The following is a 23,602-nucleotide window of genomic DNA, read 5'->3' as shown; positions in this document are numbered from 1 at the left end:
TCCACCGTTATCTGCTCCCCACCGGCTCCTCTCCCCGAAGGGCGACACCGGTATGTTCAAACGACGTATGGCATCCGCTTCCAGAATTAAGGCAGTTCCGGGTGCCGATACCTTGGCGTGACCGGTCCATTCCGAATCAGACTTCACATGTGCAAAGCCTAGACGTTGCCGTACGAATCAGGGCCATTGTAGGAATCGCTTTTGGAAATGCTATGCCGCGAGCGCCGATTTTGCCCACTTCCATCCATAAAGGCTTCATCAATGAGGCTAAAATGCGCCAACTGTATGGCAATGCCCACGCAACAAGGCCGGGACGAGCCCGGCCTGTTGTGATCATATGTTTGTGAAGGCAGTTTAGGCTGCTTTGTCGATCGCCCACTTGCGCAGGATTTTCGCGGCCCGCTCTTCGGAGATCTCGACCATGCGGGAGAGACGTTTTTCCGGACCTTCCTTGACCCGGCGGTTGAAGCCGCCGTCGTCGGCACCGCCCAGAAGATCGTCCGAGCTGTCGAAACCGAAGTCGGCGCCGAAGCCATCCATGAGCGCCGGGCTTGCGCCACCCGGTGAGAAGTCGGGAAGTTCGAGGCCGGCCGCATCGGCGGTAAGCTCTCCGGCCGGGACGCTGGTGTTGCCACCGACGGTGCGCACCAGAGGACGAAGGCCAAGCCAGACCACGAGAAAGGCGACAAGAACGAACGCAAGCGAGTTGATGATGCCGCCGATATTACGGTTGAGCACTTCCATCATACCCGGACCAGACGAAGCGGCCTCGTCGAGAAGCTGGGTTTCGACGAAATCCATGGCCGTGAGTGTGACGACATCGCCGCGGTCGCTGCTGATGCCGGCAGCCGAAGACACGATCTTCTGCATTTCGGCAAGATAGGCGTCGACCTTTGCCTGATCCGCGGGCTCGCCCACCATCTTGGCAATACGGCCCTTGTTGACGACGACGGCGATCGAAATCTTTTCAATCTGATAGCCGTTGCGAACTGTCGCCGTGGTCTTCTGATTGATTTCGTAGTTGGTCTGCTCTTCCTTCTTGTCCGACTGGTCGGAGGATTTAGGAGCGCCGTCGCCGCCGGCCTGAGGAGCGGCCTGGGGAACGTTCTGCTCGACCGTGGTCGCGCTGTCGTTCTGGGCCTGCTGCGACTTGGAAGCTTCCTTGGTGGAGCGCACCGACCGTTCAACGCGGGAGTTCGGGTCGAAAACGGTTTCCTGGATCTGCTGGCTGTCGGTGTTGAGGGCGGCAGTCACGCTGGAGCGGAAGTTATCCATTCCGAGAAAGGGTGCCAACGCCTTGTCGATGTTGTTTTCGATTTCCTGCTGGACCGACTGGACCACACCGAGCGAACGGCTGATCTGGCTGTTGCTGCCATCGTCACCCGAGGCGAGAAGCTGGCCGGTTGAATCGAGGATCGTGACGTCGTCGACTTCGAGGCCCGGGACGGCCGAGGCGACGAGATGGCGGATAGACGCAGCGGCTTTGCGACCGGCGGATGCGTTCGCACGGATCATCACGGACGCCGTCGGCTTCTGCTCGCCGCGACGGAAGTTGCCGGCATCAGGCATGACGATGTGGACGCGTGCGGCCGACACGCCGGAGATCTGCTGGATCGAACGGCCGATTTCGCCTTCGAGCGCCCTCACCCGCGTGACTTCCTGCATGAAGGAGGTCAGACCGAGCGAACCGACATTGTCAAACAGCTCGTAGCCGGCATTGGCGCTGTTGGGCAGACCGCGTTCTGCAAGCATCAGACGCGCCTTACCGGTCATACCGACAGGCACCTGGATGCTTGCGCCATCAGAGCCAACCTCAAAGGGCATGTTGGCTTCCGCAAGGGCGATGCTGATCTGATTGAGATCGGCTGTTTCCAGACCGACATACAGTCCCTCATAGGAGGGCTTGTTCACATAAAGGGCAGCGGCCAGAACGATCGCTATCGAAACGACGCCGACGGCGCCCAGCGCGATCAATCGTGTCTGGCCAAGACTGGCCAGATTTTTGAATATTGTTGGAAATTGAGATAACAGATTCATTCTGTCCCACGCCGCCAGATAACATCTCGAGCCTATGCCCAGCATCACCCTAGGGAGCGAAGCTTGCGCGAGCGTTTCGAAACGTCGTGTCTGGTTGCCGCATGACGATTGCGCGGCCTGGCAGCAGGGTCAGAGACAGTCTGTGACGTCAGAAGAAATCGAAGTCTCCAGCGGCCTTGTTGAGCGGCTGGGAGTGGCCGTGGCGCATCCCGTTGGCCAGCGCCTTCTGCATGTCGGCAAGTTTGACGAGGCTGAGAGCCGTCGACAGATCCACCATCCAGTCGCTCGGAATGCTCGCGGTGACGGTATCGATGAACTCTGCGAGACCCCGCGTTTTCTGCACCGCGAGATCGATGCCCTGCAGCACTTTCACGCTGTCGGGTGAATGAAGCAGGCCCGGGCCGGCCAGTTCCAACACCTGCGGTTCGATACGCTCGATCAGATAGGCGACATCGTGCAGCTCCGAGACGAGGCGCATCAGTACCTCGGGCAGAGATTCCTCAAGGGAATCGCGTATCGGGGCGGTGATTTCAGTCATGAATTTCCTCGTCTTTACCCAGGCGTAAGAATTAAAAGAATTCGATCGAGCTTTCGACGGGCTTTGGTGGCGTACGGACAGGACGCTGCTCCAGCGCAACCGTCTTTTGCGTTTCGGCGCCTGTGAGAGGATATTGCCGGGCACGGCCGCTGACCGGCCAGAATTCCAGCTTGCGGCCGTGATCGCCTCCGGTCGAGGACCCCACCACCGGAATGCCTTCGTCACGCAGGAACTCCACGGCGAAGGCCGCATTCTGTTCGCCGACATTGGAGAAACTGGCAATCGTCTTTGCGCCGCCGAAGATCTTTGCCTCGAGCCGGTCACGACGGGCACCCTTTTTCAGGAGACCGTTGATCAGCAACTCCATCAGGTGCACGCCGTAGCGGGTCGCGTCGCCCCCCGACGACGCTGCCCCGCCCGAGCCCGGAAGCAGGAAGTGGTTCATGCCGCCGACACCGGCGACAGGATCACGAAGGCAGGCAGCCACGCACGAGCCAAGAATCGTCGACAAAACCACATTGGGATCGCTTTCGACCTTGAATTCGCCCTGGATAATATGGACGCGTTTGGCACCTGCCGGGTCGTTCATTTAAGGGCTCCGAACACCGCCTCGATAGCAGCTTTCATCTTTTCGATTGTGAATGGCTTGGCGAGCACGTTGTTGGCGCCGAGCTGAGCAGCCTTCTGAACCAGAGCGCGATCGCCCTGCGCCGTCAGAATGATAAACGCTGCCTTCTTGGTGTTCGGGTTGGTGCGCACTGCCTGCAGCAGGCCCAGACCGTCCATGTTCGGCATGTTGAAGTCCGAGATCACCAGGTGATGCGGCTGCTCGGCCATGATCTTCATGCCCTGCACACCATCGCCGGCGGCAGTGATCTGCTTGAAACCGAGCTGTGTCAGAGCGTCGCTGAGCAGCAGTCGGCTGGTGACCTGATCGTCGACGATCAGAACTTTGATTTTTTCAGCGAGGGACATTATTCGGTACCTTCTTTTCGGGCGGCAGTTAGTTTCAGTATTTCGTCTCCGATGGAGCCGAGCGGCAGCTGCTGCTCGACTGCACCAATTTCGTAGGCGACCCTCGGCATGCCGTAGACCACACATGTCTTTTCGTTCTGGCCGATCGTGCGAGCGCCTGCGCTACGCATCCTCAACAGTCCCGAAGCCCCGTCGCGACCCATGCCCGTCAGGATAGCCCCGACCGCATTGCGACCAGCCAACTCCGCGACCGAATCAAACAGGACATCGACCGAGGGCCTGTGGCCGTTCACCGGATCGCGTTCGACCAGCCGGCAGCATGGCGCCGACGGATTGACCACCTGAAGGTGCCGGTCGCCACCAGGCGCGAGATAGATCTTGCCGATCTCGAGACGCGCATCATCGGTCGCTTCCTGCACCACAGGAGCGCAGATACGATTAAGCCGTTCAGCAAAACTTTTCGTAAACGTGGACGGCATATGTTGAGTGATTACAGTCGGTGGGCAGTTCAGCGGAAACTTTTGAAGCACTGCGATCAACGCTTCAACGCCACCGGTAGAAGATCCGATCGCCACAACCTTGCGACCGTTGCGGTAATCTGATGCCGGCGTCGGGACCATTGAGACCGGAGCACTGACCTGTCGGCGTGCAGAGCGTGCCGCGGCCTTTACCTTTTCAGCCAGATCCATGAACGGGCGAACGTCTCCCGGCACCGGCTTTCCGACGCAGTCGAACGCACCGATTTCGAGCGCGGCAAGCGTTGCGTCGGCGCCGCGCTGGGTCATGGTCGAGACCATGATGACCGGCATCGGACGCAGACGCATGATCTTTTCGAGGAAGTCGAGGCCGTTCATGTTCGGCATCTCGATGTCCAGCGTCACGACATCAGGATTGAGCTGCTTGATGGCGCTACGCGCTTCCATCGCATCGCTGGCCTGCCCGACGACGCTGACATCGGGATCGGAATTGAGGACGGCCGTGATCAGGCCTCGCATGGTCGGGCTATCGTCGACGACGAGAACTCTGGCCGGTGCGATCATGCCTTCCTCCCGGCATTCTTGCCCATATATTTGTAGGTCGTGATGCCGATATTATCGAACGTGTTCTTCGCTTCGCCCGATACCCGCTCCGAATGGCCGATATAGAGATGGCCGCCTTCCGGCAGAAGCTGGGAGAAGCGTGACCAGATTTTCACCTGGGTCGGTTCGTCGAAATAGATCACGACGTTGCGGCAGAAGATGATGTCGAAACCGCCCTTGAAGGGCCATTGCGCCATCAGGTTCAGTTCGTTGAAGGTGATAAGCTTCTTGACGCGATCATCGACCTGGAACTTGCGGCGGCCACCGACGTCGACCTCGCGGAACCACTGCTTGCGCATGGCCGGGGAAACAGTTTCGAGGGCACCTTCGTCATAGGCTCCTGTCCGCGCGGCAGCCAGGATCTTAGGGTCGATATCGGTTGCCAGGATGCGGAAATCATAGTCGGCAGCGTTGGGAAGAAGGCCCAGCACCGTCAGCGCGATCGAATAGGGCTCCTGCCCATCGGAACAGGCCGCCGACCATATGCGCACACGTCCGCCATTGCGGGCACGCTGGATCAGCCCGGGCAGGACCTCGTCCCGAAGGTGCTCGAAGTGGTGGTTCTCTCGAAAGAAACGGGTGAAGTTCGTCGTCAGATGCGACAGCATCTCCCGGCGTGCCGGAGCGCCCTCAACGGAGGCGACCAGGGTACAGTATTCCCGAAAGCCCCGCAGTCCGAGGTTGCGGATATGCTTGGACAAGCGGGAATAGACGAGCGACGCCTTGGAATCGTTGAGGTAGATCCCGGCATCGGCGTAGATCATCGCCGCAATCTCCGACAGGTCGCGGCGCGTCAACGGGTATTCCCCGCTGGCGAGGACTTCGTCCGGCGACTGTCTGGCTTCTATGGCGCCCAGGGGCATCATGCGGCTTCGCTTTCCTTTTCGAGGTACGTCTCGGGGAAGAGATGATCCAGCTCGATCATGCAGATCATCCGCTTGTCGAACGCCAGAATGCCCTTCGCGTATTGTTTCGCCAGGTCGGAGGAAATCTCCGGCACAGGCTGGATATTCTCTTCTGTAATCGTAAGGATATCGGAAACGGCCTCGACCAGCAGGCCGACAATCCGTTTCCCGACCTGCGCAACGATGATGACGTGACGCGCCGTCGGTTCGGCATCCTTCATTCCAAGCCGCGCCGACAGATCGACGATCGGCAGCACGGCGCCGCGCAGATTGATCACGCCGCGCACATCGGCGGGAGCGTGCGGCAGCTGCATTGCCGGCGTCCATCCGCGGATTTCGCGGACAGACATGATGTTGACGCTGAATTCCTGATCGCCGATCCGGAAAGCGATCAGCTCCCGGCTTGCCTGCGTCAGATTTTTCACAGCGTAGGACATTGTGTTCAACCTGTCGCAGCGAGCGACATCTCCGGACTGAGCGACTGCCCGCGGGACGCGGCGACCACTGCGTCAACATCCAGGATGAGAGCGACGCGGCCATCACCAAGGATGGTGGCGGCGGCAATGCCCGGAACATGGGTGTAGTTGGCTTCCAGCGACTTGATGACGACCTGACGCTGACCCTGGATGGCATCGACCATCAGCGCGCGCTGACCGCCGCCTTCGGATTCGACCAGAAGTGCCACGCCCTCGACCGGATTTGCCTGTGTGGCGCGGAAGTTGAGGATGCGGCCGACATCGACCAGCGGGCAGAACGAGTTGCGGATCGAGATGAGCCGCTGCGTTGCGCCAAACGAGTGGATGGCAGACGCTTCCGGCTGCAATGTCTCCACGATCGCCGTCAACGGCACGACAAGCGTCTGGCCGGCAACCGTTACCACCATGCCGTCAAGGACGGCGAGCGTGAGCGGCAGGCTCATGGTGAAGGTCGAGCCCAGACCCGGGCGCGAGGAGATCGAGATACGGCCGCCAAGTGCCTGGATCGAACGCTTGACCACATCCATGCCGACGCCGCGGCCGGAAATGTCGGAGATCGTGTCGGCCGTCGAGAAGCCAGGCGCGAAGATGAGGTTGTCGATTTCCTCGTCCGACAGATTGGCATCCGGCGAAATCAGGTCGTTGTCGATTGCCTTCTGCTTGACGCGCTCACGGTTGATGCCGCCACCGTCGTCGATCAGTTCGATCAGGATGCGGCCCGAACGATGCTTGGCCGAAAGCTTGATCGTGCCTTCCGGATCCTTGCCGGCGGCTTCGCGCTTTTCAGGGCTTTCGATGCCGTGGTCGACAGCGTTTCGGATCATGTGGGTCAACGGCTCGGCGATCTTGTCGATAACCGTCTTGTCGACTTCGGTGTTCTCGCCTTCGGTGACCAGACGGATCTGCTTGCCGACCATGTCTGCGACTTCGCGGACGATACGCGACATGCGCTGGAAGACCGGCTTGACCGGCTGCGCGCGGATCGCCATGACCGAGTCCTGGATCTCGCGCGTCAGCTGCTGCAGCTCTTCGAGACCCATATTGACGGCGGAGGTGCCGCTGGCATCGTTTTCGATGACGCTCTGCGAGAGCATCGCCTGGTTGATGACAAGCTCGCCGACCAGGTTGATCAGGCGATCGACGCGATCGAGATCGACGCGGATCGTCTGGCCGGCGGCCGCTGTGGCAGCGGCCTGGGCCGGAGCCGGCGCGGGTGCTGCGGCTTCCTTCTTTTCGACGCGTGCCGCGGCGGCAGCCATCTTGCTGACGTTGGCGGCAGCTTCAGTCGCCACGACGGCGGCTGCCTCGTCGGCAGCCTTCGTGTCGGAGCCGAGCTCATCGTCGAGCGACGAGAGATCGAATGGTACCGGAACCATCGGCAGTTCTTCGTCGCTTGGCTTTGCTGCGGCCAGCTTGACGTCGAGATCACAGTCCCACTCGGCGAATTCGAACACCGAGCGAATATCGGCTTCGGTCTTTTCGGTCGTCAGGGAGATTTTCCAGCTGAAATAGGAGGCTTCCGGATCCAGCTTGTCGAGGGTCGGCAGCTGCTCCATGTCGCAGCCGACGCTCATCTCGCCGAGCTTGGACAGGTCGCGCAGCAGGAGGGCTGCTTCGTTGCCCTTGGCATAGAGATCGTGGCGCGGCTTGAAGCCGATCTCGTAGACCGACCCTTTTGCTGCCGGGACGTCGTCGTCGAAACCATCGAAGGTGAAAGGGATCGGCTGGAAACCGCTGTCATCGCTCGGCTTCGGTGCCTCGGCCTTTGCAGGCTTTGCGACTTCGGCATGGGCCGAAGGCATTTCGCCATGGGCAAGGGCTTCCAGTTCCTTGACGAGGCCGCGTGATCGCGCCTCGTCCACACCACCGCCGTCACGGGACGCGGTGACGAGATCGGCGAGCACGTCGGCCGATTTCAGCATCACCTTCAGAACGTCCTGGTTCGGCTCGAGCTTGTTGGACCGGACGCAGTCGAGCGTCGTCTCGAAGACGTGGGCAAAGCCCACGAGGTCATCGAGGCCGAAGGCGCCTGCTCCACCCTTGATGGAATGAACGGCGCGGAAGACGGCGTTGACCGTTTCGGGGTCGCGGTCCCCGTCGTTCAGCTTCAGCAGACCAGATTCCAGTTCAGCGAGCTGTTCTTCGCATTCCTGAAAGAAGATCTCTTTGATTTCGTTCATATCCATGGGAGGATTTCCTGGCTCAGGCGGTTACACGCTCGATGGCATCGATCAGTTTAGCGGGATCGAACGGCTTGACGATCCAACCCGTGGCACCGGCCTGGCGGGCGCGGTTCTTCTTCTCCGCGTCGCTTTCCGTGGTCAGGACCAGGATCGGGATGGCGCGATACTTGTCGTTGCGGCGAACGCCTTCGATGAAACCGAAGCCGTCGAGGCGCGGCATGTTGATGTCGGTGACGATCACATCGGGGTTGCAGCCTTCGAGGACTTCGAGACCTTCGATGCCGTCTTCAGCCTGGATGGTTTCGAAACCGGCGTTGTTGAGAGTGACCAGAAGCATGTTCCGGATCGTCCGTGAATCGTCCACGGTCAGGACTTTTTTCTTCATCGCTAAATCTCCTTAGCAACCAAATTCTGTGTATCGAGGCCGATGAGCTGCATCGTCTTGACGAAGGCATCGGAAGGCTTTTGGACGGCAAAGGACTTCTTGTCGTCATCCCAGGCGTTTGCGCCGGCGACGAGGACCTGGACGCACTGGACGCCGAGACGCTCGACACCGGACGCATCGATGACGATGTCGCTACCGCGCATGGACAGCAGTTTGGCGTGCAGCGCGGACGCCTCGTTGAGGTCCAGCACGGAAGACAGTTTCAAACTTCCCGGACCGGCTTTCTTGGCCGCCATCAGCTTATTCCTTGTCGTTTGGAGTAAAATGTCTCTGAGGAACCGATGCGTTCCGCCGCGGCCCGCGGGGAGATGTCGGTGGCAATTTCCGGCCGGCGTGCAGCCGGTCTTGAGCGGTCGTCATCGTAACGGCCCTGTCGCGCAATCCGGAATTCGCGAACCGTGCGTCCAAGCTCCAGGATCACCGTCTGCAATTCGTCCGCGCCTTCGCCCGAGCGACGCGCCAGAACGGCATTGGATGCGACTTCCTGGCTGAGATCACTGACATGTGCCGTGACGACGTCGAGGCCTTCCGCCTGGACCCCGGTATCGCGAGCTATGCCCGCAATCGTGTCGTTGATGGCGGACACCTGCTGGACGATGCCATCGATGGCGCCCTGCGTGCGGTGAACCATTTCGACACCGGCATCGACCTGCGTCTTAGTGCCGTTGACGAGCGTCTTGATCTCGCGGGCGGCCTCGGCGGAACGCTGGGCGAGCGCCCTCACCTCCTGCGCAACGACAGCAAAGCCGCGGCCACTGTCGCCGGCGCGGGCGGCTTCGATGCCGGCATTGAGGGCGAGGAGATTGGTCTGGAATGCGATCTCGTCGATCGTGCCGATGATCTGGCCGATCTTTTCGGCTGACGCTTCGATATCCGCCATGGCGCTGATCGCCTGACCGACGACCTTGCCGCTGTCTTCCGCTGACCGGCGTGTGGCGGCCGTCGCCTTTTCGGCGGCGGCCGTGCCGACGGCACTCTGGCGGACACCGGCAGCGATCGACGAAAGCGCTTCGCCAGACTTTTGCAAGCGGGCGGACTGGTTCTCGGAAGTTCTGGCGAACGTGCGTGCGCTCTCGGAAAGAGCGTCGGTCAGCATGTCCGCCTGGATTCCGGTCTCGCCGACGGTCTCGAATGTCGTGCGGAGGTCGCCGATGGCGCTGTTGAGGATGTCGCCGAGTTCGCGATAGGCGTCCGGCATGTCGTCCGGAACCTTTGCGGTCAGATCGCGATCGGCCAGCGCTGAAACCACGGAGAGGAAGGTCTCAACGGCCTGCGCCTGATCGGCCTGGCGCTGCTCGGTCAGGGCACGCTGGTGCTTGAGGCGCAATTCGTTAAAGCGCAACGACACTGCGATCTCCGCGTCGACCATGACGAGACGCACGATTGCGCTGACGAGATCGTTGAGTTCCTGTTCGCGCTTGCGACTTGCCGGAAGAATGGAGCGGGATGACATGCCGGCGACCGCACCGGTGATCAGATGCTCGAGCATCACCGAATGACCGGCAAGGTGCCAGCGCGGATCAAGACCCATGCGGCTTTCGGTATCGGAGAGGAGTTTGACCCGTTCGGCATACAGTGCATCGAAGCGCGCGTCGCTGAGCACGCTCCAGTGAGACGCCTGGAGGTCATGCAGGCGTTCGATCTGCTGTTCGCTTTCGAAGATACCGGCAGCTTCGGGAACGGACTGCAGCCGATGAAAATAGTCGCGCAATCCGGCTTTGAGATGCGGTTCGAGCTGCGGCCGGCACCGGCGCAGCAAGTCGCGCAGGTCCCCGTCGAGGCCAGCAAAGGCCAAGCGTTCGCTCAGGCTGCCCGCCTGGCTCCGTCGCCCCTGTTCTGTCGGCGTGTCCTGCACCAAAACCGTCCCCGCATGAAAGTCAGACCAACCCGACGAGTTGGTGTATTGCCGCCCAGCGAGGCAAATCCGAAACGGGCGGGAGCGTGCCGGGACAGGCCATGACCTGTCTGCGGTGGCGATGCTTATACCGCGAAGCATTTCGTAATCTGTCGATGAGAAATACCGGATTCAGACCGGTACGGCTTGGCGGCTTCATGCCTGTTGGGAGCCCTCGGGACATCCCATTCGCCGTCTATCTAATATGTATGGTTAATTCCTTGCCCGAAGGTTAACACGGGCGGTGTGAAATGCTCTTTCAAGCAAAGTCAGAAACCGGCCATAGCTCCGACTGTCCGCAAAGGTGACAACAAACAGAGGCGCAGAACAGCTCAACCAAAAGCTTTAAAACTTTCAGTAAAATCAAATGGATCTAATCTGGAAGTTCAGCTTGTGCCGATGTTTCAATTGTCCGGCGGCCAGATCAGTTCGGCCAGCGCTCGTTGGCCGTCCTTGCTTCCGGTCGATGCAAGAGCCTGAAAAATTCTTCGCGCATCGGGCTTGCGACCGACATTGAGGTAGGCGTAGCCGCGAAGGATCATCAGATCGGTCTGTTCCGGCGTGATCTGGGCGCGCTGATCGAGCGCGATGAGCGCCTCCCGGTAGCGACCGAGGTTGAAGGAGCTTTGGGCGCGATTGGCAAGAATGGCGCTCTGAAGCTCCACGGCGCGGGAGTTGGTCTGCTTGGCGGCGGCCGCGGCAACCGATGCCTGATCCGTCAGGCCTGCCCGCAGATAGGCAAGGCTTCGACCATAGGACGCATCGGAGCGGACCACGTCGGAAGCACTGTTTTGCGCGACCTCGAAAGCCTTGACGGCTTCGAGCGGCCTGTTCAGATCCATCAGGCACCAACCGCGCGATAGTGCCTGGTCCGGATTGGTCTGGCGGAGTTCCGTCAGAGCACAACCGCGCGACGGCGGCCCGGAGCTTGCCTGAGCGGATCTGGTTGCCTGGCGGACCGACGGCTGCACGGCAACAGGCTGCCGGGTTGCAGCGGCACGCTGCGGGTTGGGTTGCTGAACGCTGCGTTGCGCTGGTTGCTGGTAGGGTTGTCCGTCCTGCTGCGAATAGGCTTCCGCAACGCGATCCTCGGGCCTGACGCTCGGCAGCGGCGGTTGGCGACGGTAACCTGTCCGGTCGTCGACGCCCGCGACAGATGGTCTGCCGAGATTTGCAATGCGCTCTGAACGACCGCCCCAGGCACGCTGGAGAGAAGCGACACCGGCCCGGTCGCCCAGGTCGTTGCGGGTCAGCGCCAGACCATAGGCGGAGGGCTCGTCATCCGGCTTCCAGGCGAGTGCTGCCCCGAACCACTCGGCGGCCGTGCGAAGCTGCCGCATTGCTCTTGCATACCAGCCGAACTGTTGTGCCGCGTCGGCATCGCGGGCGGCGATCACGACAGGCGCCATGCGGGCCAGAACCTCTTCCTGCAGCATGGGCGGAGGATCGAGTGCAAGAAGATTGGCGACGGCGGAAAGATAGGCCGCCTTGGTGCCTTCGGAACTTTCCCGGAAACGATAGAGAACGTTTTCCGCTTCAAGCGGCGACTTCTGGCGGACCAGGGTGAGCGCCAGCCCCTCAGCAGCGGAGGCCGTCTCTTCCTTGCCATAGGCGCGCCGGAACCAGCGCTCGGCACCGCCGAGATTGTCTCTGCGATAGGCATACCAGCCCAGCAGCAGCGCGTCCGAGGCGAGCCCTTCGCGTTCCGCGAGTTGTTCGAGACGCGTGACATACTGCTGGCCGACGACCAGTTTCGCATCGTCGCCGGCTTCGCTGATAAAGCGGCGCGCGAGATCGTTTCTCAGACCCTCGAATTCCGGCTGACCACCGGCGGGAGTTTTTTCCTTGGCGAGGAGATCTTCCAGCATGGTGGAGGGAAGAAGTTCACTCGCCTTCTGCACCGTGGCGACACGCGCGGCGGTGTCCTCGCAATTGTCCAGAACGTAGAGATAGGCATCCCGGGCGCGACCCTGTCGCTCGGTCTCGGCAAAGGCTTCCGCCACCCGCCACAAGACGTCGATTTCGCTGCAGGTGAGAAGGCTCGGGTTTTCGGCCGCCATGCGGATGACGACGTCGTAATCCTTGCTGTCGGAGGCGCCGGTCAGGCTGACACGTGCCTCGGCAAGCTTTAGCCGGTCGAGGAGATCGTCCGGTGCCTGCCAGCCGCTCTCGGAAGTCTGACGGTCGGCGATTGCCTTACGCACGTCGGCAAAGCGCGACTGTGCATAGAGTTGCCACATGTTTTCGAGCTGCGGATCACTGCTTGCGCGCACAGCCAGCGGATCAGCGGGCGGCGACCAGGTCGGATAGAGCGCGCGCAGGCGCGAGATCTCGGCCTGAAGCCGTGCCGTGTCGCCACGGGCAGCAAAATATCGCAAGGCGCTTTCATCCACGACGACCGGAGGCGGCGTGTTGCCGCGCTGCGCCGTCAAGTTTTCGGGACGCTGCAAGGGTGGTGGCGACGATGCGGCCGGGGACTGTGCGATCAAGGGCATGCCCGAACGCGCCGGGGAAGGCGTATCGGCCGGTTCGGTGGCGGATCCGTTCGGCAGCGTTTGCGTGATCACAAGCGCTGCTGCACCCGGAGACTGCGCGGAAGGTTCGTCTGAGGAGAGCAGTTGAGCCGTAAGCCGCTCGGTCTTGGGACGCGGCTGCATACCGTCTGCCCATGCGGGCGCTTCGGGACTGATGGCGCCGGTCAGCTGCGTCATGTCGACATTGGAGGATTGTCTATCGAGGCTCCAGAATCCAACAGCGGCGATACCTACCACCGTCAATGAGATCATCATAACCTTCATGGACTTCCGATCCCGATCCTAACCCCGACCTGTTGCCCCGCAACGAGGCGTATCAATGGCATGAACGCCATGATGTGTAAGAATGAGCTGATATGGTTAACGAACAATTTAGATTTGTTTAGCAAATTGTAAGCAAGACTCGCGATTCGCTTCGTTGCGTAGACTTTTGTGGAAGCGGAAATCGAGACGGAAGCGATCGGACGATGACTGTCCAATAGATGCGCCATTATATGCGAGTGCCCATGACGAAAAGATCATTTGCCGAAGTTCGCCGGTTCGTACGCAGCGACCGCCGAAGCTTCGCAATTGCCATCGCAGGATTGCTGCCTCTCGTCCTGGCAAGTTGCGGCGGAGCTCCGATCCAGCCGGGCGCCCTGGTGAAGACCGTGCAGGCGGAAGAAGCCATGGTCATGCCCCCGCCATCCGGCCCCGGTATCGTCGGCGTCATCGAGCGGCGCTACGACAACGCCATCGAGCAGGAAATTCCGCTCTTCACATCCGCACTCACGCCCGGCCAGAACTTCATCAAGGCGCAGTTCTTCGGCACGAAGAGCGCGTTCAGCTATAGCTCGAACCGGCTGACGTCGAAAATGGTCTCGCAAAGCGGCACGGCCCGCGAAATGGCATCCGGGTTTCCCGGTGTACGGATGGTGCGGTCGCAATTTTACGTCCAGAACAGCTATGGCCCGTTCGGCTATGCGTTCGGGCGCGGCAGGGGCAGCGATCTTTGCCTCTACGGATGGCAGCAGATCCGCTCGCAGGCGCAGAAGATGTCGCCGGTCGATAATTACGGCTCGATCCAGATCCGCGTGCGGATCTGCGAGGCCGGCGCGACGGAGCAGGCGCTTCTCGCCTTCATGTACAATTTCACCATCAACGCCTCCGTCGACTCGCTCGGCTGGAATCCCTATGGCGATGCGAGCCCGCTTTCGCCTGAAATCGGACGAACCGGCGCTCCGACCTACCCGCGTCCTGCCTCGACGGAAGCTATCGTTCCGGTCCTGCCGCAACGACAAGCTGCGCCGATGATCCGCCGCGCAGCCCCTGCGGCGCCGGTCCGGCCAGCCGTAGCACCGGTTGCCAGCAGCATGATGGAGCCTGTCATGCAGCCGGTGGGGCCAAGGATCCCCAGCGTTTCCGCCCTTTCTCCCGCAGGCCTCAGTCCGTCAGCACCCTCGGACGCTGCTGCGTCCCCGAGGTCACTGACACCCGCAGCCGCTCCGCGCGTCACTGTTCCTTCGCCTTCCTGCTCGACACAGGCGGAGGGTGCCAATGTCGTATGTCGCTGAGCGTCAGGCCGGCAATCCCGTCGTGATCCTGCCAACCGTAATCCGGTCGATCGAACCGCAAAGGTAATCCGGCGATGCGTACTTTTATTTCTGCCATCGTGTGGGTTCTCGCCACGATCATGATCGTGACCCTGGTCACCCTGCCGATCAACACGCGCACCCAGTTGATCGCGAGCGTCCTGATCGTCACGGTGATGATCATCATCAAGATGCTCAACGCCGACGGCAAATGGCGTCTCGTGGCTCTCGCCTTCGGCACCGCGATGGTGATGCGCTACGTCTACTGGCGCACGACGAGCACGCTGCCGCCGGTGAACCAGCTGGAGAATTTCATTCCCGGCATGCTCGTCTATCTTGCGGAAATGTACAGCGTGATGATGCTGGCGCTCAGCCTCTTCGTCGTTGCCATGCCGCTGCCGGCGCGAAAGCCGCACGGCCGCACGGAAGGACCGCTTCCGAGCGTCGACGTCTTTGTGCCGTCCTACAACGAGGACGAGACGCTGCTTGCCAACACGCTTGCAGCCTGCCGCAACATGGATTACCCGGCCGACAAGTTGACCGTCTGGCTGCTCGATGACGGCAGCACGCTGCAGAAGCGCCGCGCCGACAACGTGGCGGATGCAAGGGCTGCGGATGCGCGCTACAAGGCCCTCAACCAGCTTTGCGAAGACCTCGGCGTCAAATACCTGACCCGCGAGCGCAACGAACACGCCAAGGCCGGCAACCTCAACAACGGGCTTGCCCATTCGAGCGGCGATCTGATTGCCGTGTTCGACGCCGACCACGCCCCGACGCGCGACTTCCTCTTGGAAACCGTCCACTATTTCGAGAAGGAGCCGAAACTCTTCCTCGTGCAGACGCCGCACTTCTTCCTCAATCCTGATCCCGTCGAGCGCAACCTGCGCACATTCGAGAAGATGCCGAGCGAGAACGAGATGTTCTACGGCATCATCCAGCGTGGTCTCGACAAGTGGAATGCCGCCTTTTTCTGCGGCTCCGCGGCCGTTCTCAACCGCAAGGCGCTCGAAGTCTCCAACGGTTTCAGCGGCGTCAGCATCACGGAAGACTGTGAAACCGCGCTCGATCTGCACGGTCTCGGCTGGCACAGCATCTATGTCGACCGCCCACTGATTGCCGGCCTGCAGCCGGCGACCTTCGCCAGCTTTATCGGCCAGCGCTCGCGCTGGGCGCAAGGGATGATGCAGATCCTTCGGTTCCGCTTCCCGCCGCTCAAGCGCGGGCTCTCCTTCCCGCAGCGCCTCTGCTACATGTCTTCGACGCTATTCTGGCTGTTTCCCTTCCCGCGGACGATCTTCCTGTTTGCGCCGCTGTTTTATCTGTTCTTCGATCTGCAGATCTTCACCTCGTCCGGCGGCGAGTTCCTGGTCTACTCGCTGACCTATATGATCGTGAACATGCTGATGCAGAACTACCTCTATGGGTCGTTCCGCTGGCCGTGGATTTCGGAGCTCTACGAATACGTCCAGACCGTGCACTTGCTGCCGGCTGTCGTTTCGGTCATGCTCAATCCGCGCAAGCCGACCTTCAAAGTGACGGCGAAGGACGAGTCCGTGTCCGTCAGCCGACTTTCGGAGATCAGCCGTCCGTTCTTCGTGATCTTCTGCGTTCTCGTCATTGCCTTCTTCATCAGCATCTACCGGGTCTATACCGAGCCGTTCAAGGCGGACGTGACGCTGGTCGTGGGCGGCTGGAATCTTCTCAACATCATCATTGCGGGCTGCGCGCTCGGCGTCGTTTCCGAACGTGGAGAGAAGCAGTCGTCCCGCCGTATCCGCGTCAGCCGGCGTTGCGAATTCGGGATCGGCGACCGCTGGTTCACGGCGACGATCGAGGATGTTTCGGTCAATGGTGCAGCACTGCAGATCTATACGGAAGGCGCCAGGGACATCGCGAACGGTGCCATGGGTGTGCTCCGGTTCCAGCCGTTCAGCGACCTGCCGATCAGCGACTTGCCGATCGAAATCCGCAATTTCGATACGGTCGGCGACGTGACAACGGCGGGGTGCCGCTACATGCCCCAGAAATCCACCGATCACCGTTTGATCGCCGATCTCATATTCGCCAATTCGAGCCAGTGGACACAATTCCAGACCTCGCGACGTTACAACCCGGGCCTCTTGCGCGGCACGATCTGGTTCCTGGGTCTTGCCGCCTATCAGACGACCCGCGGCCTCGGCTACCTGTTGAAGGATCTGGGCAAGAGCCAGACGACGAAGGAAGGTTGAGCGACATGATCATCAATACACGCTTCCCCCGCCTTCTCTTCGTCGCGGCCATGCTGGCATCGACCGGCGCCCTGTCGGTCTCGTCGCTTGCGCAGCAACCCGGTCAATCGCCGGCCACCGCATCATCGCCATTCGACATGGGTCCGGAGCGGTCCCGCCAAGGTGTAACCCCGACCGCGCCGCCTTCACCGCAAACCCCGGCTCCGGCACCTGTGCCACAGGTTCAACGGCCCATTCCAGCCGCTCCAAAAACGCCCGCGGCACCGGCACCGGCGGCCACCGCTTCTCCCTCTCCGGTAACGGCCCCTGCTCCTCAGGCGGCAGCCAAGGCTTCGACCGAAACGGCGCGGCGCTACCTCATCCCTGCCCCGTCGCTGCGCCTGAACGGCGAGGTCCAGCAGCGTTCCTGGTCCGTCTACCTGACCGAGGAGCAGGCGGCGACGGGTGCAAAGCTGCACCTCACATACCAGAACTCGATCGTCGTTGCGCCGGAGGCCTCGCGACTTTCCGTGACGATCAACGACGTCGAGATCTATGGCGACAAGATTGCATCGCCCGACCAGCCGTTCGAACGGGTGCTCGACATACCGCCGGGCGTTCTGAAGGCGGGCGGCAATATGGTACGGTTCGCGGCCAATCAGCGTCACCGCACCGACTGCACGGTCGAATCCACGTTCGAACTCTGGACCGACATCGACCCGAAGCGGACGTTCCTGGCGTTCGACGACGAGCGTAGCGACCGGTTCAACCGACTGGACGATGTCAGGGCAGTCGGCGTCGACGGCAGCGGAAAGACGCGATTCCGCTTGATTGTGCCGGCGCTCGACCAGCTGGCCGCGACGGATGTTCTGATGCGGCTTGCGCAGGGACTATCGCTGGTGGGCGGCATGCCGAACCAGTCGTTTTCATTCCAGAAAACCATTACACCCGATCTGAGGCCCGGCGAACTTGCGGTCTTCGTGGGGACACCGGACGAACTTCGACCGATCCTTCCGAACCTGGCGGCAGCCGCTTCCAGTGCAGCCGTTGCAAGCTTTACCGATTACCCTGGGCACGGATCCTCCGCTCTGGTCCTGTCGGGACCCAGCTGGCCGGCGCTTCAGGGCCTTATCGACAGTTTCGTTGCCTCCACCGATGGCGGCAGCATCCAGCGCCGCGATACACTGGCGACCTCGAGCTGGCGCGGCATCGATACGCCATTCCTGTTTGCCGAGAAATCGATTGATTTCAATTCTCTCGGGGTCAGCAGCGAGGAGTTTTCCGGGCGGCTTTACCGTACCGAGTTCACAATCGGCGTTCCGGCGGATTTCTACGCGAACGCCTATGGCGAAGCGCGGATCCTGCTGGATGCGGCCTATGTGTCGGAGGTTCTGCCCGGCAGTCACATCGACGTCTTCGTCAATGGGAATATTGCCTCAACCGTTCCGATCACCTCGGACGGAGGCGCCATTCTGCGCCACCTGCCGATCAAGCTGACGCTGCGTCACTTCAAGCCTGGGGTCAACACGATCACGCTCGAAGCTGCGCTGCTGACGGCGTCTGACAAGGCCTGCGCGCCGGGTGCCTCTGCGAATGAAGGCACGCGGTTTGCTCTCTTCGGTACTTCACAGTTCGAGATGCCGGATTTCGCCCGCATCGCCCGCGTCCCCAATCTCGGCGCTACGTCCGGCACCGGCTTTCCCTATTCGACCGGCACCGAGTCCGTTCCTTTGTTCCTCGGGCGGATCGATGAAAAGACCCTCGGATCTGCGGCGACTTTCCTTGGCAAGATCGCGACCGCGTCACATCGGGCAATACCGGTCTCGGTGACGATTTCAACGGCGCGTATCGCCGGGCGCAATGCGCTGTTTGTCGGCGCGATCTCCGAATTTCCAGCCAATATCCTGACGGATCTCGGCATCGAGCAGAAAAGCCGCGGTAGCTGGGGTGAGAACAGCGATCACGTCCCGGCCGACCGGGCGTCATTGACGCTCCAGGACTGGCAGGATCGCAACGGCAACAACTTCTTCGGCCGACAGCTTTCTTCCGTGGCGGATTGGGCCAAGCGGAACTTTGACCTCTCCGCACCGATGCTGCGGTTTGCGCCGGCCGGTGACGCGATCTATGTGCCCCCGAAAACCGCCGGAATGATCATCGCACAGGAAAACGATCCGACCCAGACCGGCACCTGGACGGCGGTGATCGGCGCGACGGGCGATGAGCTTTCCGCCGGGATGGAGGCCTTTTCGGCACGCGAGGCGTGGAACCAGCTCGACGGACGCGTGTCCGTGCACGATGTTTCCGAAGCAGATCCGGTGATTGTTCCGGTCAACTGGTTTCACTTCACGCCGACTGCAAACTTTTCACTCTCGAATGCACGGTTGATCGCAACGAACTGGCTGTCGGACAACATCATGTCCTACGGACTGCTTCTCGTCGCGAGTGCAATTCTCGTGGGGCTGGCAACCGGTGGACTGCTGACCCGGCTCGGTCGGAAATAGGCACGGCAGGTCAATCCCGTGCGGCTGTCGGGTCCTCCGGCAACCCTCCCTTACCGGTAAAGCGTCGGCTGACATGCAGCGATCCCTGAAGGCCGAACCGCCAGGGCTGGTCGATACCACGCGATATTCCGATCCGCCGTCCCGCGACCACCAAGGGCGGCGTTACCGGCGGAGCAAGCCGGAAAGGCACTTCCATGAGCGACAGGCCGTCATGCTCGATACCAATTCCCAGCGCCTGGCAGACGCGTCCGGGGCCGGAGCATAACAGCAGGGGCTCCGCCCTGCCCCGCCGGTGTTCCATCTCGGCAATGCCGTTCACGGGCTGCAAGGCCCGGATCAGCACCGCGCTGCCCGGCGTGCAGACGAAATTCACGCACCAGTGGATGCCGTAGGAACGGTAAACATAAGCATGACCGGCCGGCCCGAACATGGCAAGGTTGCGGGGCGTCGGCCCGCGAAAGCTGTGGGATGCCGGATCATCCGGCTGGTAGGCCTCTGTCTCGACGATGACGCCGCCGACGCCCGAAAGCTCGAATTCAGCGCCGATCAGGTCGCGCGCCACATCCACCGCGGACCGCGTGAAAAATCCGGCTGCCAGTGCCATGTCGTGCCTCACCATTTCTGCGGTTCATGATCCAACCTAACCACTCGAGAGCGCCAAGGGAACAAAGGGCCTCGTCACGGGTTGGCGTCCATTCCCTGGCTCTTTGCCTCCCGGAGCGTTTTCATGACTGTTTTTTCTTCCGATAACAGAGACTCTGCGGCCTATCCGCTGCAGTCCCTCTTCGTTCCCTTTCCTTTCGTCTGCTTCACCCTGACACTCGGGACCGACCTGGCCTTCTGGCTGAGCGATGGTCACCTGATGTGGCAGAACTTTTCCTCCTGGCTTCTGTTCGCCGGCCTTGTCTTCGGTGGCGTTGCAATCGTCGCTGGCCTGCTGGATATGCTTCGTCCAAGAACACGGCCGCTGCGCCCGGCATTTCTCACCATCGTCATCTATATCGTCATTCTGGCGCTGGCTTTCCTCAATAGCCTTGTTCACGCCGGCGACGGCTGGACGGCCGTTGTGCCTTACGGACTGGCGATTTCTGTCGTCACATTCGTTCTCTCGATTTTCGCCGCCGCGATTTCCGCCCGCAAGTATTCCCGCCTGGCCTGGAGGATCTGATCCATGAAGCCGTCCCGCATTCTCTTTGCCTCCGCGCTTTCGCTGTCGCTCGGCACCGCCTTGCCGGCCTTTTCCCAAAGCAGTGACTTCGATGTCAACTCGCAGATTGGCCCCGATCCTGTCCTGCCGGAACCATCGCACCCGCTCATCCCCGACCTGAAAGTCGCGGAAGTGATCGGCTGGAAGGATGGCGAAACGCCGAAGGTTCCTGAAGGCCTGAAGGTTACCGTTTACGCCAAGGATCTTTCGAGCCCGCGCACCGTCCACACGCTGCCGAACGGCGACGTGCTTGTCGTGCAATCCAAGGCACCGGCAGGCGAGCCGACCTCGAGGCCGAAGGATTTCATCCGCGGCTGGATCATGTCGATCGCCCACGGCGATATTGGCGCTGAGAAGGAAACCAATATCATCACTCTGCTGCGCGATACCAATCTCGATGGCACGGTCGACGAACGACACGACCTTCTGACCAAGCTGGATTCCCCGTTTGGCCTGGCTTGGGTGGACAATACGCTCTACGTGGCCTCGGCCAGCGCCGTGATCGCCTACCCATATGAACTCGGCCAGAACGAGATTACCGCGCCGCCCAAGGTGCTGACCCCGCTTCCTGGTGGGCCAATCAACCACCATTGGACCAAGGATCTGGCGCTCAGCCCCGATGGCAAGATGCTGTACGTCTCAGTCGGCTCGAACTCCAACATCGTGGAGAACGGGCTCGAGGCTGAAAAGGGCCGCGCCGCGATCTGGCAAGTCGATCGTCAGACGGGGGCGGCACGCGTCTTTGCATCCGGCCTACGCAACCCGAATGGTCTTGCCTTCAACCCGGATACGGGCGTTCTCTACACCGTCGTCAACGAGCGTGATGAACTCGGTCCGAACCTGGTGCCGGACTACATGACGTCGGTGAAGGAAGATGGCTTCTACGGCTGGCCGTGGAGCTACTACGGCAACCATGTCGACGTTCGCGTTCACCCGCCACGGCCGGACATGGTCGAACGGGCGATCGCGCCGGACTACGCGCTGTCCAGCCATGTCGCAGCACTCGGCCTGACGTTTTCGGCCAATTCCGCCATGCCGTCCGCCTTCGCAAGCGGTGCCTTCATCGGCGAACATGGCAGCTGGAACCGGGATCACTTCAACGGCTACAAGGTCGTCTATGTGCCCTTCGAAAACGGCAAGCCTGTCGGCAAGGCACAGGACGTCGTGACAGGCTTTATCGAGAACGATCAGGCGCGCGGCAGACCTGTCGGTGTCGGGATCGATGGAACGGGGGCGCTTCTGGTTGCCGACGATTCCGGCAACACGGTCTGGCGGGTCGCCAATGCCGACGGCACGGTCATTCCGCAGCCGATCGGCACCGACCAGACCGCGGCAACCGCACAGCAGGCCGCGACCACCGACAAGACGGATCGGGCACCCGTTGCAGCAGTGAGTCCTCCGGCCAACGGGACGACCGGCTCCACGGAACCGGCACTCGCCGCACCAACCGCCCCTGCAGAAGAGCGGCTGACCGGTCAGGCCCCAGTGTCCGGTAAAAGTGATACGCTGCAGCCGTCGCAAACCGACATTGCGCCAGCAGCAAGGCCCTGATCCGGAAACGGTCTCGCGCTTATCGACGCTAGACAGACGAACTCATGTGCAGCCGGTACCACCTACCGGCTGCACTTTCTTTTTAAGGTCGCCCGTCATGCCGCGCGCTTGAGTGCATCACCGAGCATCGAGACGATGGTGCCGATCTGCTCCTTTTCGATGATCAGCGGCGGCGACAGCGCGATCGTGTCGCCCGTGACTCGGACCAGCAGCCCCTTCTGGAAGCAATCGACGAAGACATCATAGGCACGTGCTCCCACAGCGCCTTCGCGAGATGCCAGCTCGACGGCGCCGACGAGGCCAAGGTTTCTGATGTCGATGACGTGCGGCAGGCCTTTCAGCGAGTGCAGCGCCTCTTCCCATTCGCCAGCAAGACCAGCAGCGCGGGTCAACAAGCCCTCTTCCTCGTAGATTTCCATGGTCGCTAGACCGGCGGCGCAAGCGACCGGGTGGCCGGAATAGGTATAGCCGTGGAACAGCTCGATCGCGTTCTCAGGCCCTGCCATCAGTCCGTCATAGATCGTGCGGCTGGCAAACACCGCGCCCATCGGGATCGTCCCGTTGGTAATGCCCTTGGCGGTGGTGACGAGATCCGGCACGACACCGAAGTAATCCGTGCCAAACGGCATGCCGAGACGGCCAAAGCCGGTGATGACTTCGTCGAAAATCAGAAGAATGCCGTGTTTCGTGGCCGTTGCGCGCAGCTTTTCGAGATAGCCCTTGGGCGGCAGGATGACGCCGGCGGAGCCTGACATCGGCTCCACGATCACGGCTGCGATGGTTTCCGCCCCGTGCAGTCCGACGAGACGTTCGAGATCGTCGGCAAGCTCGATGCCATGCGCCGGCAATCCCTTCGAGAAGGCGTTGCGCTCGATATCGAGCGTGTGACGCATATGGTCTGCCGGGATCTGCGGAAAGACACGGCGATTGTTGACGAGACCGCCGACCGAAATGCCGCCGAAGCCGACGCCGTGATAGCCCTTCTCGCGACCGATGAAACGGGTGCGGGTCCCCTGCCCGATCGACCGCTGATAGGCAATGGCGATCTTGAGTGCGGTATCGACTGATTCGGAACCGGAACCGGTAAAGAAGACACGATCCAGCTTGGCGGCGGCACCACCCGGCGCATGCTCCGCCAGTTTCGTGGCGAAATCGAACGCGATGGGATGACCCATCTGGAAGGTCGGGGCAAAATCCATGGTGGTGAGCTGGCGTTCGACGGCCTGTGCGATCTTCTTGCGACCATGGCCGGCATTGCAGCACCACAGCCCCGCCGTGCCGTCGAGAACCTTGTTGCCGTCGACATCGGTGTAATACATGCCATCCGCCTGCGCGAGCAGACGCGGCGTCGCCTTGAACTGGCGGTTTGCCGTAAACGGCATCCAGAAATTGTCAAGATTGAGCGCGTTTGTCTTGCTCGCGTGATCCATGAAAGCCTCCTGTTCGATAGGGTAGATGTCACGGATTTTTCGGTGGCGAACAAGTCTTTTTGTGTTGGG

General features: G+C 61.3%; 19 protein-coding genes. 5 read left to right on the top strand and 14 right to left on the bottom strand.

The genetic code is table 11. The features are described from left to right. Window positions 1–354: 354 nt before the first annotated feature. The 12 genes from fliF to J3A65_RS20675 all read right to left on the bottom strand — a co-directional run bounded on the left by fliF (window position 355) and on the right by J3A65_RS20675 (window position 13,321). Window positions 355–2,037, bottom strand: coding sequence for a flagellar basal-body MS-ring/collar protein FliF (gene fliF, locus J3A65_RS20730; protein ID WP_209903171.1), 1,683 nt, complete (start codon window positions 2,035–2,037; stop codon window positions 355–357). Window positions 2,038–2,185: 148 nt separating this feature from the next. Next, window positions 2,186–2,575, bottom strand: a complete 390-nt coding sequence (locus tag J3A65_RS20725; RefSeq protein ID WP_209903169.1) for a hypothetical protein — start codon at window positions 2,573–2,575, stop codon at window positions 2,186–2,188. 31 nt (window positions 2,576–2,606) lie between these two features. Then, window positions 2,607–3,164, bottom strand: coding sequence for a chemoreceptor glutamine deamidase CheD (gene cheD / locus J3A65_RS20720; RefSeq protein WP_062453833.1), 558 nt, complete (start codon window positions 3,162–3,164; stop codon window positions 2,607–2,609). After that, window positions 3,161–3,550, bottom strand: coding sequence for a response regulator (locus tag J3A65_RS20715; protein WP_062453834.1), 390 nt, complete (start codon window positions 3,548–3,550; stop codon window positions 3,161–3,163). The genes cheD and J3A65_RS20715 overlap by 4 nt, the downstream gene beginning before the upstream one ends. Beyond that, the gene (cheB, locus tag J3A65_RS20710; RefSeq protein ID WP_209903167.1) at window positions 3,550–4,590 is read right to left on the bottom strand and encodes a chemotaxis response regulator protein-glutamate methylesterase; all 1,041 of its coding nucleotides are present in this window, start codon (window positions 4,588–4,590) and stop codon (window positions 3,550–3,552) included. The genes J3A65_RS20715 and cheB overlap by 1 nt, the downstream gene beginning before the upstream one ends. Beyond that, window positions 4,587–5,495: a protein-glutamate O-methyltransferase CheR gene (cheR, locus tag J3A65_RS20705; protein WP_209903165.1), complete on the bottom strand. Its 909-nt coding sequence runs from the start codon at window positions 5,493–5,495 to the stop codon at window positions 4,587–4,589. The genes cheB and cheR overlap by 4 nt, the downstream gene beginning before the upstream one ends. Next, window positions 5,492–5,971, bottom strand: coding sequence for a chemotaxis protein CheW (locus J3A65_RS20700; protein ID WP_062453837.1), 480 nt, complete (start codon window positions 5,969–5,971; stop codon window positions 5,492–5,494). The genes cheR and J3A65_RS20700 overlap by 4 nt, the downstream gene beginning before the upstream one ends. Before the next feature lie 5 nt (window positions 5,972–5,976). Further along, entirely contained in the window at window positions 5,977–8,196 is a 2,220-nt protein-coding gene (locus tag J3A65_RS20695) for a chemotaxis protein CheA (RefSeq protein WP_062453838.1), read from the bottom strand. 16 nt (window positions 8,197–8,212) lie between these two features. Next, the gene (cheY1, locus tag J3A65_RS20690) at window positions 8,213–8,578 is read right to left on the bottom strand and encodes a chemotaxis response regulator CheY1 (RefSeq protein WP_062453839.1); all 366 of its coding nucleotides are present in this window, start codon (window positions 8,576–8,578) and stop codon (window positions 8,213–8,215) included. 2 nt (window positions 8,579–8,580) lie between these two features. Then, a complete protein-coding gene (locus tag J3A65_RS20685; protein WP_062453840.1) occupies window positions 8,581–8,874 on the bottom strand; it encodes an STAS domain-containing protein in 294 nt (97 codons plus the stop codon). Continuing rightward, window positions 8,874–10,496, bottom strand: coding sequence for a globin-coupled sensor protein (locus tag J3A65_RS20680; RefSeq protein ID WP_113109484.1), 1,623 nt, complete (start codon window positions 10,494–10,496; stop codon window positions 8,874–8,876). The genes J3A65_RS20685 and J3A65_RS20680 overlap by 1 nt, the downstream gene beginning before the upstream one ends. A 440-nt stretch (window positions 10,497–10,936) precedes the next feature. Then, the gene (locus tag J3A65_RS20675) at window positions 10,937–13,321 is read right to left on the bottom strand and encodes a cellulose synthase (RefSeq protein ID WP_209903163.1); all 2,385 of its coding nucleotides are present in this window, start codon (window positions 13,319–13,321) and stop codon (window positions 10,937–10,939) included. Window positions 13,322–13,572: 251 nt separating this feature from the next. Between J3A65_RS20675 and bcsN the strand changes: the two genes are divergently transcribed. The 3 genes from bcsN (at window position 13,573) to J3A65_RS20660 (ending at window position 19,345) form a co-directional block, all read left to right on the top strand. Next, window positions 13,573–14,619 carry a cellulose biosynthesis protein BcsN gene (gene bcsN / locus J3A65_RS20670; protein ID WP_162238117.1) on the top strand — a complete coding sequence of 349 codons (1,047 nt, stop codon included), beginning with the start codon at window positions 13,573–13,575 and terminating at the stop codon, window positions 14,617–14,619. Window positions 14,620–14,693: 74 nt separating this feature from the next. Then, window positions 14,694–16,865: a UDP-forming cellulose synthase catalytic subunit gene (gene bcsA, locus J3A65_RS20665; protein WP_062453845.1), complete on the top strand. Its 2,172-nt coding sequence runs from the start codon at window positions 14,694–14,696 to the stop codon at window positions 16,863–16,865. A 5-nt stretch (window positions 16,866–16,870) separates the two neighbouring features. Then, complete coding sequence (locus J3A65_RS20660; RefSeq protein WP_209903160.1) at window positions 16,871–19,345, top strand: cellulose biosynthesis cyclic di-GMP-binding regulatory protein BcsB; 2,475 nt, start codon at window positions 16,871–16,873, stop codon at window positions 19,343–19,345. A 10-nt stretch (window positions 19,346–19,355) separates the two neighbouring features. On the opposite strand, the gene J3A65_RS20655 is transcribed toward J3A65_RS20660, so the two are convergent. Then, window positions 19,356–19,949 carry a DNA-3-methyladenine glycosylase gene (locus J3A65_RS20655; RefSeq protein WP_245341599.1) on the bottom strand — a complete coding sequence of 198 codons (594 nt, stop codon included), beginning with the start codon at window positions 19,947–19,949 and terminating at the stop codon, window positions 19,356–19,358. Window positions 19,950–20,072: 123 nt separating this feature from the next. Here J3A65_RS20655 and J3A65_RS20650 point away from each other — a divergent pair, with 123 nt between their 5' ends. Further along, window positions 20,073–20,513: a DUF2231 domain-containing protein gene (locus J3A65_RS20650; protein ID WP_209903156.1), complete on the top strand. Its 441-nt coding sequence runs from the start codon at window positions 20,073–20,075 to the stop codon at window positions 20,511–20,513. A gap of 3 nt (window positions 20,514–20,516) precedes the next feature. Beyond that, window positions 20,517–22,103, top strand: coding sequence for a sorbosone dehydrogenase family protein (locus J3A65_RS20645; RefSeq protein WP_209903153.1), 1,587 nt, complete (start codon window positions 20,517–20,519; stop codon window positions 22,101–22,103). Between the two features lie 95 nt (window positions 22,104–22,198). On the opposite strand, the gene J3A65_RS20640 is transcribed toward J3A65_RS20645, so the two are convergent. Beyond that, on the bottom strand, window positions 22,199–23,533 hold the full coding sequence (locus tag J3A65_RS20640) for an aspartate aminotransferase family protein (RefSeq protein WP_174195610.1): 1,335 nt from the start codon (window positions 23,531–23,533) through the stop codon (window positions 22,199–22,201). Window positions 23,534–23,602 lie beyond the last annotated feature (69 nt).

Source organism: Rhizobium sp. PvP014, assembly GCF_017876855.1.
In the GTDB taxonomy this organism is placed as follows: domain Bacteria; phylum Pseudomonadota; class Alphaproteobacteria; order Rhizobiales; family Rhizobiaceae; genus Neorhizobium; species Neorhizobium soli.
The sequence above is the reverse complement of the archived record's forward strand: the minus strand, read 5'-3'. Positions and strand labels throughout refer to the sequence as shown.